10 protein-coding genes are annotated in these 14125 nt (G+C 67.7%); 7 read left to right on the top strand and 3 right to left on the bottom strand.

Going from position 1 to position 14125, the window contains the following annotated elements:
• Positions 1 to 78 precede the first annotated feature (78 nt).
• From BJQ95_RS02485 to BJQ95_RS02475, 3 genes are read left to right on the top strand one after another with little or no spacing between them, the layout of a single operon-like run.
• Positions 79 to 867 (top strand): SDR family oxidoreductase, encoded by a 789-nt coding sequence (locus BJQ95_RS02485; protein WP_130178896.1) that lies wholly within the window; start codon positions 79 to 81, stop codon positions 865 to 867.
• 28 nt (positions 868 to 895) lie between these two features.
• Positions 896 to 2350: an FGGY-family carbohydrate kinase gene (locus BJQ95_RS02480; protein WP_130178897.1), complete on the top strand. Its 1455-nt coding sequence runs from the start codon at positions 896 to 898 to the stop codon at positions 2348 to 2350.
• The gene (locus BJQ95_RS02475; protein ID WP_130178898.1) at positions 2347 to 3663 is read left to right on the top strand and encodes a nitrate/nitrite transporter; all 1317 of its coding nucleotides are present in this window, start codon (positions 2347 to 2349) and stop codon (positions 3661 to 3663) included. Before BJQ95_RS02480 ends, BJQ95_RS02475 begins: the two co-directional genes overlap by 4 nt.
• 50 nt (positions 3664 to 3713) lie before the next feature.
• Here the strand turns inward: BJQ95_RS02475 and BJQ95_RS02470 are convergent, their stop codons facing one another.
• Positions 3714 to 4088, bottom strand: a complete 375-nt coding sequence (locus BJQ95_RS02470; RefSeq protein WP_130178899.1) for a response regulator transcription factor — start codon at positions 4086 to 4088, stop codon at positions 3714 to 3716.
• Between the two features lie 126 nt (positions 4089 to 4214).
• Between BJQ95_RS02470 and BJQ95_RS02465 the strand changes: the two genes are divergently transcribed.
• The 3 genes from BJQ95_RS02465 (at position 4215) to BJQ95_RS02455 (ending at position 9668) form a co-directional block, all read left to right on the top strand.
• Positions 4215 to 5918 carry an ATP-binding protein gene (locus BJQ95_RS02465; protein ID WP_130178900.1) on the top strand — a complete coding sequence of 568 codons (1704 nt, stop codon included), beginning with the start codon at positions 4215 to 4217 and terminating at the stop codon, positions 5916 to 5918.
• A 122-nt stretch (positions 5919 to 6040) separates the two neighbouring features.
• Positions 6041 to 7402, top strand: a complete 1362-nt coding sequence (locus tag BJQ95_RS02460; RefSeq protein WP_130178901.1) for an MFS transporter — start codon at positions 6041 to 6043, stop codon at positions 7400 to 7402.
• 304 nt (positions 7403 to 7706) lie between these two features.
• A complete protein-coding gene (locus tag BJQ95_RS02455; protein ID WP_130178925.1) occupies positions 7707 to 9668 on the top strand; it encodes an ABC transporter ATP-binding protein in 1962 nt (653 codons plus the stop codon).
• A 39-nt stretch (positions 9669 to 9707) separates the two neighbouring features.
• On the opposite strand, the gene BJQ95_RS19470 is transcribed toward BJQ95_RS02455, so the two are convergent.
• A complete protein-coding gene (locus BJQ95_RS19470; protein ID WP_370688364.1) occupies positions 9708 to 10376 on the bottom strand; it encodes a glycosyl hydrolase-related protein in 669 nt (222 codons plus the stop codon).
• A gap of 234 nt (positions 10377 to 10610) precedes the next feature.
• Positions 10611 to 12497 carry a phosphoenolpyruvate carboxykinase (GTP) gene (locus tag BJQ95_RS02440; protein ID WP_130178903.1) on the bottom strand — a complete coding sequence of 629 codons (1887 nt, stop codon included), beginning with the start codon at positions 12495 to 12497 and terminating at the stop codon, positions 10611 to 10613.
• Positions 12498 to 12678: 181 nt separating this feature from the next.
• Between BJQ95_RS02440 and BJQ95_RS02435 the strand changes: the two genes are divergently transcribed.
• Positions 12679 to 14121 carry a helix-turn-helix domain-containing protein gene (locus BJQ95_RS02435; RefSeq protein WP_130178904.1) on the top strand — a complete coding sequence of 481 codons (1443 nt, stop codon included), beginning with the start codon at positions 12679 to 12681 and terminating at the stop codon, positions 14119 to 14121.
• The last annotated feature ends 4 nt before the right edge of the window (positions 14122 to 14125 follow it).

Raw genomic sequence — 14125 nt, 5'->3', positions numbered from 1 at the left:
GCGGGTGCGCCAGGACGCACACAACGACCGTGGCTCCTGGCGCACTCGCGCATCCCCAGATAGAAAACGAGAAACCGCATGACTGACGTCAATATTTCTGACTTCCAGCTGGACTTCTTCTCACTCACAGGCAAAACCGCCATCGTCACCGGCGGAAACACCGGCCTGGGCCAGGCCTTCAGCCTCGCTCTGGCGAAGGCCGGCGCGAACGTGTTCGCCGTCAGCATCATGGCTGACGACGGCGCAACCGGGGCCCTGATCGACGCGGCCGGCGCGAAATACGCCTATCTCATGTCTGACATCACGGTCGAGGGAAACCCTCGAAAAATCGTCGAGGCCTGCATCGAAGAATTCGGCGCCGTCGACATCCTCGTGAACTGCGCCGGTCGCAGTATCAACGAACCCGACGTCACCAAATACACCCGCCAGCAGTGGGACCCGATGGTTGCGCTCAACCTCACCGCAGCGTTCGAGATGTCGCATGAATGCGCCAAATACATGATCCCGCAGCGCAGCGGCAAGATCATCAACATCTGCTCGGTCTTCACCTTCCTGGGTGGCCAGTGGTCGCCCGCGTACGCCGCGACGAAGCATGGCATCGCGGGATTCACCAAGGCCTACTGTGACGAATTGGCACAGTTCGGAATCCAGGTGAACGGCATCGCCCCTGGGTATTACGCAACCGAGCTCACCAGCGACACCCGAGCGGACCCGCACGCCAACCAGCGGGTCCTGGACCACATCCCCGCCAACCGATGGGGCCAGACCCAAGACCTGATGGGTGCGGCCGTGTTCCTCGCCAGCCGCGCTTCTGACTACGTGAACGGGCACATCCTGAGCGTCGACGGGGGCTACCTGGTGCGCTAAGCGCCGGCAACTGAACATGAATCTCACAATGACGAAGAAGTACATTCTTGGGATTGACGGTGGCTCGCAGAGTTCGAAGGTGGTCATCTTCGACACTGACGGGCGCGTTGTCTGCGAGGCCAGCCAGGCCCTGCAACCCCTCTACACACCCGAGCCGGGCGTCGTCGAACATCCGGACGACGACCTCTACGATTCAATCGTTGCCGCGGCGTCGCGTGTGATGAAGGAGTTCCGTGGCGATCCGGCCGACATCATCGGGGTGGGCCTGTGCACCATCCGGTGTTGTCGGGCGCTCACCCGCCGGGACGGCACGTTGGTGGAGCCGGTGCAGAGCTGGATGGACGAACGCCTGGCCAGGCCCTATGAACACACGAACGACGAGGTGGCCTATGTGACCACGACATCGGGCTACCTGATGGGGCGCCTCACCGGTCAACTCACCGATACCGTTGCCAACTACATCGGCCCCTGGCCCATGGACGTCCGGACCTGGGACTGGTTCAGCGATCAGGAGACTTTCGACTCCTTCAACGTCAGCCGGGACATGTTGTACCGGCTGCAGATGCCTGGCGACGTCGGCGGCTACGTGAACGAGAGGTTCTCGGCCGTCACCGGAATCCCGCAGGGACTTCCGGTGGTTCACACGGCCAACGACAAGGCCGCAGAAGCGCTGGGAGCCGGGTTGAGCGATGAGACGACGGGCCTGGTTTCGCTGGGCACGTACGTCACCGGAATGGTCGTGGGCAACGAATACGTTGCCGATTCGGCGTCCTACTTCTCCAATTTCGCGTCGGAACCGCATCGGTACATCTACGAGTGCGGCGGCATCCGCCGTGGCATGTGGACCGTTTCGTGGCTCCGCAACCTGCTCGGAGATGAGATCAGAGCGGGCGCCGCCGCGGCAGGGGTGTCCGGAGATGAACACCTCAACACACTGGCGGCGCAGGTTGCCGCCGGCAGCGACGGCCTGCTGTGCGTCCTCGATTGGCTCGCGCCACCGACAGAGCCCCACAGAAAAGGGATGTTCGTCGGCTTCGATGAGCGCCACGGTTACGCCCATATGTACCGGGCAATACTCGAAGGCATCGCCTTCACCATGAAGCAGAACATGACGGCCATGGAGGAGGAACGACGAATCAGCATCCAGACGTTGGTCGTCTCAGGTGGTGGTTCCTATAGCGACCTGTGCATGCAGATCTTTGCCGACGTCTTCGGCATTCCCGTGGTGCGCAACGAGGTGCGCAACGCTGCCGGCCTCGGCGCCGCCATCTGCGTCGCCGTGTCCAGCGGTCTGTATCCCACCTTCAGCGATGCCTCCCACGCAATGGTGCATCGCGAAGCCCGCTTCGAGCCGAATCCCCGGAACGTCAACCTCTATGACCAGCTCCGAGGGGTTTCCGCCGAACTCCGGGAGCAGACCGACGCCATCCTTTTCCGCACACGCCGTATCCTTCTCGATCACACAGAGGCAAATCGCACATGAAAAACTCCGGTCAATCAAAGAAGATTTTCCAGCTCGTCCTGCTGATCCTGGCCGGAGGTTCCATCTATCCGCTGGTATACCTCCGTCAGAACTTCGAAGCGACGATTCTGCAGGTCTTCGACATGTCCAACGCCGAGTTGGCCAATCTCTACTCCATGCTCGGCATCATCTTCGTGGTGGGCTACCTCCCCAGCGGGTGGCTGGCTGACAAGTTCCCGACGAAGTACATGATCACCTTCTCGCTGGCGCTCACAGCGCTCACCGGACTGTTCTATGCCCAGATCCCGGACAAGTCGACGCTGGTCTTCGTCTTCCTGGTGTGGGGATTCGCCTCGGTCTTCACGTTCTGGAGCGCACTGCTGAAGGCCGTCAACCTACTCGCCGAGAAGAACGAAGAAGGACGATTCTTCGGCGCCCTTGACGGCGGTCGAGGGGTCGTCGAAGCGGCCTTGGCTACGGTCGCCGTTGCCATCTTCGCGGTTTTTGTCGGCGACAACGGATCGAACCTGACTGACACCACAGCAGGCTTCCAGGCCGTGGTCTACATGTATTGCGGCGTACTTATTGTGCTTTCAGTAGTTCTTTTCTTCGTGCTGTCCAGCGACGAGAAGATGGCGGCCGAGGTGAGCCAGGCGGAACCAACCGAATCAACTTTTTCCGCCGTTCGCCGCATCCTGAAGATCCGCGAAGTGTGGGTCCTGATGTTCGCGCTGTTCTGCGGCTACACACTCTTCTGGGCGTATTACTACTTCTCGGGCTACCTCACCACGAATCACGGGGTAACCCCCGTTGCCGCGGGCGTGGTGACCGTCGTTGTGATGTGGATGCGACCCATCGGTGGCTTCGGCGGCGGGTACCTCGCCGACAAACTGGGCAAGTCGCGGGTGTTGTCGGCGGCGATGCTGATTTCCGTGATCGGGCTCATTGCCCTGGCCCTGATGCCCGGTGGCACTGCCATCGGACTGGTCTACGTGATGGTGGTGCTCGTCGGCCTCTTCGTATACGTCATCCGCGGTGTGTACTGGTCACTGCTTGAAGACTGCCGTGTCCCGGTGGCGGCAACAGGGATCGCGATCGGGCTGATCTCCCTGGTCGGATACCTTCCCGACATCGTCCTTCCTCAGATCAGCGCGGCAATTTACACCGCGTACGGTGATGATGTCGCCGGCGCGAACAACGTGTACTTCCTCATCACGGCCGGCGTCGGCCTGGTCGGGGCGATCGCCGCGGGGTACTTCGCTGTTCTGGTGAGAAGGCGCAAGACTGCCGAAGCCGAGCAGCCGGCCGTTCTCGAAACCGCCGCCGGAATCTGATCTGGGCGCCCCGGCCGCCGACCGTCCAGAGCACCGCGCCGGTGCTGGGCTCAGACGGCCGGGGACATCAGCAGCGCGGAAACCCGTTCGAGCAGGTCGTTGGCGCGGAACGGTTTGATCAAATACGCGTCCGCACCGGTCTCCATCGCCAGCGCGATGTCACTGTCTTGAGACTTCGCGGTGAGCAGCAGGATGCGGGGCTGGGTGAGCGTGGAGTCCGCACGCACCTGGGCGCACACCTCGATACCCGTCAGCTTGGGCATCATCCAATCCAGCACGATCAGGTCGGGGAATTGCGCTCGCGCGGCTGCGAGGCCCTCCTCGCCGTCGCCGGCCTCGGTCACCTCGTGTCCGGCCCGGCGCAGTTTGTGGCCGATCAGCGCCCTGACGTCTTCGTCGTCCTCGACGATCAATATGCGTGGCATCCGGCGTGTCCCCTGGTTCGGCGTTCGATCTCGCGCGTCTGTCACCCGCAGTGGGTACACGGCGCGCTACGTTGACACTAGCCAATCGCGCCGCGGTCGGTTTGACGAAGGGGAGACACCACGCCGGTGAACAACCTCGTCGCCATGCTCTGGGCGGCACCGCGGCACTGGCGCTACACGGCCATTCTTCTGATCCTGCTCGCGGCCTACGGCCTCGGACTGGCCTCCCTCGCCGCACCCAACGCCCAGTTCGGTGTCGCCGCCTGGTGGCCCGCCGCGGCGGCGGCCGTGCTCGCCATGTTGGTGGCCAGGGGCTGGGAGCGCGCTGCGGTGGCCGTGCTGGTGGTACTGGTCAGCGTGGCCTCGAATCTCGGCGGCGGCCGCTCCCTGCCGGTGGCTCTGGGATTCGGCCTGGCCAACGCTCTCGAGGCGGTGGTGGTCACCGGCATCCTGGCCAACCGTGACGAACCCGCCCGGCTGCACACGGTGAGTGACGTGCTCCGGTTCACGGTCGCGGTGTTCTGCGGTGCCGTGACGATCGGCCTCATCGCGGCGAGCACTCTGACCGTGTTCACGTCCGCCACATTCGGCACGGTCCTGCTCTCGGCCATCCCCTCACACGCGTTCGCGGTCTTTGTCCTGATCCCGCTCGCCCTGGTGCAAAGTGGCCGGGGCCGGGCGGACCGTCGCCTGGAGCTGCTCATCCAGGTGGGCTTCATGCTCCTGGTGCTGGGCATCGCGTACGGGCCGGGCCGGTCGCTGCCGATCTCGTTCCTGATCCTGCCCCTGCTCACCTGGGCGGCGTTCAGGTTCGGCATCAAAATCGTGGCCTGGGAGCTGTGCGGCACGGCGCTGGTCGCGTCGGGTCTGACCTCGATGGGGATCGGCTCCTTCACCACCGGTCAGGCCGGCAGCGGCATCGGCACCGCCGGGTCCTTCGTGCAGATCTTCCTCGTCACCTACGCCGGCTCGGTGCTGCTGCTGGCCGCCGAACTCGCGCAGCGGGACGGCCTGCTCGACCGGGAGCGGGAGGTGGTGAACGCACTACGCGACCTGAACCGGCAGAAGGACGACTTCGTGTCGTCGGTCAGCCACGAGCTGCGCACCCCGATCACGAGCATCCTGGGCTTCGCGGAGGAACTCGAAGACACGACCCTCGACCCCGACCAGGCCCGGTTCACCCGGGTGATCGTGCGTAACTCGCATCGTCTGGCCCAGCTGGTGGAGGACCTGCTCGACCTTTCCAAGATGAGCACCGAGTCCGACGCCGGCCAGTCCGAACCCGTCGACGTAGCGGCGCTGGTGGCCGAATGCGTCGAGGAACTGGCACCCCAGGCGCAGACCGCCGAGGTGAGCCTGACCGTCGAATTCGGTGCTGGGCCGTTCAACGTGCACAGTTCGGCCTCCGACCTGCGCCGGGTGCTCACCAACCTGGTCTCCAACGCGGTCAAGTTCACACCCCCGCACGGCCAGGTCTGGGTCGGCTGCTCCGCCGGTGCCGACGGGATGCTGCTGACCGTCAGCGACAACGGCATCGGCATCCCTCCGGCCGATATCGAGAAGGTCTTCGGCAGGTTCTTCAGGTCGGCCAGCGCCGAGTCGCTGGCCGGAACCGGTCTCGGACTGCCCCTCACGAAGGGACTCGTGGACAGGCTCGGCGGCACGATCGATCTGCAGTCCGACGGCCGCACCGGCACCCACGTCACGGTCGCACTGCCCCGCGACCCGGCGCTTGCGGGCCGCAGCGCCGCCGGCCGCGCCGGCACCGCCACCGTTCTCCGCCGGCCCCGGCGCGGATTCGTCGGACGCGATGCGCCGAATGTAGGGTGAATCAGGCCGCCACAAGCGGCCGATCTCTGTGTGAGCGTTACCCGTCCGCCCCAGACGACTGACCGGGTCTCTGGCCGAGACTGAGCCACACCATTTACCTTCGTTCGAAAGCGCCAGCCCCCATGTCAGCATCCACAGCGGCGGCCACGCCCGTCGCCCCCGCGCCCGCGCCCACGAATCCTCGCAGCCGCGTCATCCTGGCCAGCCTCATCGGCACCACGATCGAGTTCTACGATTTCTACGTCTACGCCACCGCCGCGGTCCTGGTCTTCCCGCACCTGTTCTTCCCCTCCGGCAACGAGACCGCGGCCCTGCTCGCCTCCTTCGCGGTGTTCGGCGCCGCCATGGTGGCCCGCCCGCTCGGCGCCCTGTTCTTCGGCCACTTCGGCGACCGGAAGGGCCGCAAGGCGACCCTGGTCGGCGCGCTGCTCACCATGGGCATCGCGACGTTCCTGATCGGGCTGCTGCCCACCTACGCGATGGTCGGCTGGCTCGCCCCGGCGATGCTCGTGATCCTGCGCCTCGCCCAGGGCTTCGCGCTGGGCGGCGAGTGGAGCGGCGCGGCCCTGGTGGCCACCGAGAACGCACCGAAGGGCAAACGCGCCTGGTACGGCACCTTTCCGCAGGTCGGCGCCCCGCTCGGCTTCATCATCGCCAACGGCCTGTTCCTGTTCATCGCGGTACTGCTGCCCTCCGACGACCCCACCCGGCCGTCCGACGCGTTCCTCGAGTGGGCCTGGCGCATCCCGTTCCTGTTCAGCGCGTTCATGGTGATCGTGGGCCTCTGGGTGCGGCTGCGGCTGGTGGAGAGCGATGCGTTCACGAAGATCGTCACCACGAAGAAGGTGGCCAGGCTGCCGCTCGCCGCGGTGTTCAAGTCCAACTGGCGTGAACTCATCCTGGGCACCTTCATCATGCTGGCCACCTACGTGCTGTTCTACCTGATGACCACCTTCAGCCTCAGCTACGGCCGTGCCGCAACGGATGCGCCGGTGGCGGGCCTGGGCTACAGCTACACCACGTTCGTGCTGATGATGATCGGCGGGGTGCTGTTCTTCGGCATCTTCACCCTCGCGTCCGGCCCCTGGGCCGACAGGTTCGGCCGCCGCCGCACGCTGCTCTGGGTGACCGCGGGCATCGTGGTGTTCGGGTTCCTGTTCGTGCCGCTGCTGGGCGCGGGTTTCATCGGCGTGATGGTGTTCCTGGTGCTCGGCTTCACCCTGATGGGCATGACGTTCGGCCCGATGGGCGCGCTGCTGCCCGAGCTGTTCCCCACCCACGTGCGGTACACCGGCTCCGCGTTCGCGTACAACATGAGCTCGATCCTCGGTGCGGCAGTGGCCCCGTTCATCGCGGTGTGGTTGTGGACCCTCGGCGAGGGCAGCCCGTTCTGGGTGGGCATCTACCTCTCGGTGATGGGCCTGATCACCCTGCTGGCGCTGTACCTGAGCCGCGAGACCCGCGACCTCGACATCGAGCGCTGACCCGCGCTCCCTTCCCTGCTCCGCGACTCTCGCCTCCGACGCCGCAGCCGCCGCTTTTGAGCTGCGCGGGTGCGGCGCCGCTGTGCGGGTGGCGCGCCACCCGCACAGCGGCGCCCGACCCGCGCTCGCGAAATCGCCCTGGCGCTGGAGGTTTCGCGCCAGGCCGTGCACAAGAAGTACGGTCGCCGGTAGTGCCGTCGGCGGCGCCCACATACGCACCCACGCCGGTTAAGCTCGACTGGTGAGTACGACTACCCCCGGAACCGCATCGTCCGACACCCCAGCCCCGAAATCGCGCTCCCGCATGGGCCGCCGCGGCTCCCCGGCCGAGGGGCCGCGGGCATCCGTGCGTCAGCTGCTGCCCTACCTGGCCGAACACAAGGCCGTGCTCAGTGTGGTCGTGGTGCTCAGCGTGCTCGGCGCCGCCGCCAGCCTGGCCCAGCCGCTGCTGGTAAGCCAGGTCATCACCCTCGTCGAGGCGGGCGACCCGCTCGACGGCATCGTCGGCGCTCTGGTGGCTCTTGTCGTGGTGTCCGCGCTGATCAGCGGCTACCAGCATTACCTGCTGCAGCGCACCGGAGAGGGCGTGGTTCTCTCCAGCCGCAAACGCCTGATCGCCCGGATGCTGAACCTGCCGATCAGCCAGTTCGACGCCCGCCGCACGGGAGACCTGGTCTCCCGGGTGAGCTCGGACACCACACTGCTCCGCGCCGTGCTCACCCAGGGCGCCGTGGAGGCCATCGGCGGCTCGCTGACCTTCATCGGTGCCATCATCGCGATGCTCATCATCGACCCGGTGCTGCTGGGCCTGACCGTGCTCGTTATCGCGGTCTCCGTGGTCACCGTGGTGCTGCTGTCGCGCCGCATCCGCACCGCCAGCCTGGCCGCGCAGACCAAGGTCGGCGACCTGGCCGCGAGCGTGGAGCGCGCCATCAGCGCGGTGCGCACCGTGCGCGCCGCCAACGCCACGGCCCGCGAGATCAGAGTGGTCGAGAAGGACGCCGAGGGCGCCTGGCAGATGGGTATCAAGGTCGCCAAGATCTCCGCCCTCGTGGTGCCGATCGCCGGCATCGCCCTGCAGGTGTCGCTGCTCGTGGTGCTGGGCGTCGGCGGGTTCCGGGTGGCCGATGGAAGCATCACGGTCGCCAATCTGGTGGCGTTCATCCTGTTCCTGTTCATGATGATCATGCCCCTGGGCCAGTTCTTCGGCGCGATCACCTCGGTGAATTCGGCGCTGGGCGCGCTCGGCCGCATCCAGGAGATCATCGACCTGCCCAGCGAAGACCAGTTCGACCGCGACATCGCGCCGCTGGCCATCGTGGTCGGCGCCGCGAACTCCCGGGTCAACCCGGATGCTCCGGCGATCTCATTCGAGGATGTGCGCTTCCACTACGCACCGACCGTGCTCGCCGCGACGGATGCCGTCACGGGCGAGCAGCTGCCCGCCGTGCGTCCAGGCCCGGTTGCGCAGGCGGTTCTCGCGGCCGAGGACGGCAGCACCCCCGAGGCCACAACCGAGTTCGCCGGCGCGGGCGCGACCGGCTCGAACGCCGACGCCGCAGGTCTCGCCGGGCCCGCCGCGCCCAAGCCGGTGCTGCGCGGGGTCTCGTTCAGCGCCCCGCGGGGCCTCCGCACCGCCTTGGTGGGCCCCTCGGGAGCCGGCAAGAGCACCATCCTCGCCCTGATCGAGCGGTTCTACGACGCCGATTCGGGCGTGGTGCGGCTCGGCGGCCTGGACATCCGCAGTCTGGACCGCACCGACCTGCGCAGCCAGATCGGCTACGTGGAGCAGGATGCCCCGGTGCTGGCCGGGTCGCTGCGGGACAACCTCACCCTGGCCACGCCGGACGCCACCGACGAGCAGTGCGTGGCCGTGCTGCACGCCGTGAACCTCGGTGAGGTGCTCGATCGCGACCCGGCCGGGCTCGGCGCGGCGGTCGGCGAGGACGGCGTCAAGCTCTCCGGCGGCGAACGCCAGCGCCTGGCCATCGCCCGGGCGCTGCTCGCGGCGCCGCCGATCCTGCTGCTGGACGAGTCGACCTCGAGCCTGGACGGCAGGAACGAGCAGCTGATGCGCGAGGCCATCGACGCCGTGGCGGTGGACCGCACTCTGATCGTGATCGCACACCGCTTGTCGACCGTGGTCGATTCCGACCAGATCGTGGTGCTCGACCACGGCGAGGTCGTGGGCACCGGCACGCACTCCGAGCTGGTGGTCTCGACGCCGCTGTACCGCGAACTCGCCAAGCACCAGCTGCTGGTCTAACCCGCGCCCGCAAGTCGTTCGGGATTCCCGCTCTTCGTTTCATCCGCGAAAGGGCGAGCGAGCGAGGAGCGCCCAGGGGCGGCGGAAGCGCAGGGTGACGATCTCGAACGGGCGCAGGGTGAGGATGAGCTCACGCGACGCCTCGGGCGGGGCCGGAACGTCGGAGTCCTCCGCCAGGGGCCGCCCAGCGGCGAGCTCGGCGCGGGGCTCGGCCAAGGGGCGTTCGAGCAGATCGGTCTCGACCACATCCGTCGCCTCGAAGTGCCGGATGAGCCGCGCCGTCGACCGGTTGCCGTGCGCTTCGGAGAGCCGCACGATGAGGTCGCCGCTGTGGTCCTCGGCCAGTTTGACCGCCTCCACCACCACGGCCGGGTTGTCGATGCGCAGCAGGGGTTCGATGCTCGCGGCAGCCACCCCGGTCACGGTGCGCAGCGGCTGGTTCAGCCGGTAGCCCTCGGACACGGCCTCGGGGATGCCCGCGGCCGGGCGCACCGACACCCGCAACTGGTGCGGGCCCTGGTCGGAGGACGGATCGGGGTAGAGCGGGGCGCGCAACAGGCTGAGCCGCACCGTCGTTCCGGCCCGCCCAGCGTCGCGCTCGGGGCCGCGCGTGGCGGTGGCGCCCGCAGCAGCAGCAACACTCGCGCGCCCCTCGGCGTCGGGCGGGGTGCGGTCGATCGCGTGCCCGTAGGTGGAGTCGTTCGCCACCGCCACCCCGTAGCCGGGCTCCCCCACGTGCACCCGCCGGTGCGCGACCGTCTCGAACCCGCGGGGCGGGGCAGGTTTGAACTAGGCGGGGCACGCGCCGTTACGCGGGTGGCACGCCACCCGCGTAGCGGCGCCTGACCCGCTTGGCGGCATCTGGTCGCCCGCAGCGCACCGGTGCGCGGGGCACGCTCCGGTGCGCGGGGCACGCGCCACCAGGCGGGGCAGGCGCCGCGCCTAGGGTGCGAGGTGGTAACGCAGGCTCGCCAGCTCAGATTGCAGCGCGGGCGGCACCCTGCCGCCGAACCGGTCGAAGAACTCCTCGGTGAGGTCGCACTCGGCCAGCCAGGAGGCCGGGTCGATACTGAACAGCTGGTCGAGGGCCTCCTCGGTCACGTCAAGCCCGTCCAGGTTGAGGGCGCCGGCCACCGGCATCCGCCCGATCGGGGTGTCGACGGCGTCGGCCGCACCCTCGACTCGCCGGATGATCCACTCGAGCACCCGGGAATTCTCACCGAACCCGGGCCAGAGGAAGCTGCCGTCCTCGCCCTTGCGGAACCAGTTGACCTGGAAGATCGCCGGCGCCTTGCTGCCCAGACCCCGGCCGACCCGCAGCCAGTGGGCCCAGTAGTCGGCCATGTTGTAGCCGCAGAAGGGCAGCATCGCGAACGGGTCGCGGCGCAGCTCACCCACGGTGCCCTCGGCGGCGGCGGTCTTCTCCGACGAGATGGTGGCGCCCATGAACACGCCGTGCTTCCAGGAGCGGGCCTGGGCGACCAGCGGCACGTTGGTGGCGCGGCGGCCACCGAACATGATCGCGTCGATCGGCACCCCGCCGATATCTTCCCAGCTGTCCGCGATCGACGGGCACTGCGCCGCCGGCACGGTGAACCGCGAGTTCGGGTGTGCGGCGGGCCGGCCACTGTCGGGCGTCCAGGAGTTGCCCTCCCAGTCGGTCAGGTGCGCGGGCGGGGTGTCGGTCAGGCCCTCCCACCAGACGTCGCCGTCGTCGCGGAGGGCGACGTTGGTGAAGATGGTGTTGCCCCACACCGTCTGCACGGCGGTGGGGTTGGTGGTCTCGCCGGTGCCGGGAGCCACGCCGAAGAACCCGGCCTCGGGGTTGATCGCCCAGAGCCGGCCGTCGTCGCCGGGCCGGAGCCAGGCGATGTCGTCGCCGATGGTCTCCACCGTCCAGCCGGGGATGGTCGGCTGCAGCATGGACAGGTTGGTCTTGCCGCAGGCCGAGGGGAAAGCGGCGGCCACGTGGTACGTGCCGCCCTCGGGCGCGGTGACCTTGATCAGCAGCATGTGCTCGGCCAGCCAGCCCTCGTCACGGGCCATCACCGACGCGATCCGCAGCGCGAACGACTTCTTTGACAGCAACGCGTTGCCGCCGTAACCGGAGCCGAACGAGAACACCTCACGGTCCTCGGGGAACTGCACGATGTACTTGGTGTCATTGCTGGGCCAGGTGACGTCGGCCCGGCGAACACCCTGCGCGTCGATGAGCGGGAACCCCACGCTGTGCACGGTGCGCACCCACGGTGTGCCGGCCTCGATCAGGCGCAGCACGGCCGCGCCCATCCGGGTCATGATGCCCATGTTCAGTACCACATAGGGCGAGTCGGTGATCTCCACGCCGAGCTGGGAGATGGGGCCGCCGAGCGGGCCCATCGAGAACGGCACGACGTACATCGTGCGGCCGCGCATGCTGTCGGCGAAGACGCCGTTCAGTTCGGCGCGCATCTGGCCGGGTTCGGCCCAGTTGTTGGTGGGGCCGGCGTCCTCGCGCAGCGCGGAGCAGATGAAGGTGCGGTCCTCGACCCTGGCGACATCGTTGGGGCTGGTGCGGGCAAGGAAGCTGTTCGGCCGCCACTCCGGGTTCAGCCGGATGAGCTTGCCCTCGGCGACGAGCTGCTTGGAGAGCTGGTCGGCTTCCTGGGCGGTGCCTGTGCACCAGACGATCGCGTCCGGCCGGGTGAGCCGGGCAACCTCGTCGACCCAAGCCTGCAGGGCGGGGTCGGTGGTGCCGGTGGGCGCGCCGTACGTGGTGGCCGCGGTGGTTTCGCTCGAGTGGGCGGCGTGGGCCCGGATGTCGCTGCGAACGGGGTGGGTGACGGTCATTGTCTGGCCTTCCTCAGGATGCGTGATTCACCGGGCAAAATACTCACGGACGGCTGCCGCGGTGGGTGAAACCAGGGCAGGAACGCTAATTTCGTCCTGTTAATTAAGAATGCGACCGGATTCGGTGCAGAAACCGAAATACTCGTGTTAAGAAATCCAGTTCTTTACGTATGCTTAAGGAATGCCAACGCCGGCCTCCGACCTCGTCACCCTGGGTCATCGCATCCGTCACTTTCGCAGTGAGCGCGCTCTGACGCTCGATCAGCTCGGTGAGCAGGTGGGCCTGGCGGCCAGCCAGCTCTCGCTGATCGAGAACGGCCGGCGCGAGCCCAAGCTCTCCACCCTGCAACAGCTGGCCCAGGCGCTGGGCGTTCCGCTGGCAGACCTGCTCAGCGGCGAGGCGCCGAACACCCGCGCCGCGCTGGAGATCGAGCTGGCCCGGGCCCAGAAGAACCCGCTCTACGGGGCCCTCGGCCTGCCGCAGGTCAAGATCACCAAGGGCATGCCGTTGCCGGCGATCGAGTCGCTCGTGGGCCTGCACCGCGAACTCGCCCGCCGGGCCAGCGAGGCCATCGCCACCCCGGAGGAGGCCCGCCGGGCCAACACCGAGCTACGTGAGCGGATGCGCGAACGCGGCAACTACATGCCCGACATCGAAAAACTCGCTGAAGAACAGGTCAGAGCCTCCGGGCATGTCTCCGGCGCGCTCACCCACCGCGAGGTGAGCGTCATGGCCGAGCAACTCGGGTTCACCCTGATCTACGTGAACGACTTGCCGCACTCCACCCGGTCGGTGACCGACCTGGCCAACCACCGCATCTACCTGCCGCCGGCGTCGATTCCCGGCGGGCACGGGCTGCGCTCGATGGCGTTGCAGGCGATGGGGCACCGGCTGCTCGGCCACGAACGCCCGGCCAGCTACGCCGAGTTCCTCTGGCAACGGCTGGAGATCAACTACTTCGCCGCCTGCTGCCTGATGCCGCTGGAGGCGACCCGCTCGTTCCTGCAGACCGCCAAGCGGGAGCGGGTGCTCTCGGTGGAAGACCTGCGCGACGCGTTCGGGGTCACCCACGAGGCCGCGGCGCTGCGGCTGACCAACCTGGCCACCGCTCACCTGGACATGACCGTGCACTTCCTGCGGGTCTCCGGCGACGGCGCCCTGCAGAAAGGCTACGAGAACGACGGCCTGCCGCTGCCGGCCGATGTGACCGGATCGATCGAGGGCCAGCTGGTCTGCAAGCAATGGAGCGCCCGCAGCGCGTTCACGCACACCAACCGCACCACCGAGTTCTACCAGTACACCGACACCCCGGTGGGCACGTTCTGGTGCGCCACCCAGACCGGCACCACCGCGGATGGCGAGTTCTCGATCAGCGTCGGCGCCCCGTTCGCGCAGGCCCGGTGGTTCCGCGGCCGGGAGACCACGCAGCGGGCCGTATCCCGCTGCCCCGACGAGTCCTGCTGCCGGCGTCCGTCCGGTGCGGTGGCCGCCCGCTGGAACGGCCAGGCCTGGCCGAGCGCCCGGCTGCACGCTCACGTGCTCTCCCCGCTGCCCTCCGGCACCTTCCCCGGCGTCGACGACACCGAGGTCTACGAGTTCCTCGAGGCGCACGCCGACCAGTAATCGA

The sequence above is a fragment of the Cryobacterium sp. SO1 genome, from assembly GCF_004210215.2.
Taxonomy (GTDB): domain Bacteria; phylum Actinomycetota; class Actinomycetes; order Actinomycetales; family Microbacteriaceae; genus Cryobacterium.
Note: the sequence above shows the minus strand (reverse complement) of the source record. Positions and strands in the feature narration are given on the sequence as shown.

What these genes read in the sequence shown, in the direction of transcription:
- BJQ95_RS02440 (WP_130178903.1), bottom strand. Translation starts at nt 12,497, where the DNA reads ATGACCGTCACCCACCCCGTTCGCAGCGACATCCGGGCCCACGCCGCC.
- BJQ95_RS02455 (WP_130178925.1), top strand. Translation starts at nt 7,707, where the DNA reads ATGGGCCGCCGCGGCTCCCCGGCCGAGGGGCCGCGGGCATCCGTGCGT.
- BJQ95_RS02460 (WP_130178901.1), top strand. Translation starts at nt 6,041, where the DNA reads ATGTCAGCATCCACAGCGGCGGCCACGCCCGTCGCCCCCGCGCCCGCG.
- BJQ95_RS02485 (WP_130178896.1), top strand. Translation starts at nt 79, where the DNA reads ATGACTGACGTCAATATTTCTGACTTCCAGCTGGACTTCTTCTCACTC.
- BJQ95_RS02470 (WP_130178899.1), bottom strand. Translation starts at nt 4,088, where the DNA reads ATGCCACGCATATTGATCGTCGAGGACGACGAAGACGTCAGGGCGCTG.
- BJQ95_RS02435 (WP_130178904.1), top strand. Translation starts at nt 12,679, where the DNA reads ATGCCAACGCCGGCCTCCGACCTCGTCACCCTGGGTCATCGCATCCGT.
- BJQ95_RS02480 (WP_130178897.1), top strand. Translation starts at nt 896, where the DNA reads ATGACGAAGAAGTACATTCTTGGGATTGACGGTGGCTCGCAGAGTTCG.
- BJQ95_RS02475 (WP_130178898.1), top strand. Translation starts at nt 2,347, where the DNA reads ATGAAAAACTCCGGTCAATCAAAGAAGATTTTCCAGCTCGTCCTGCTG.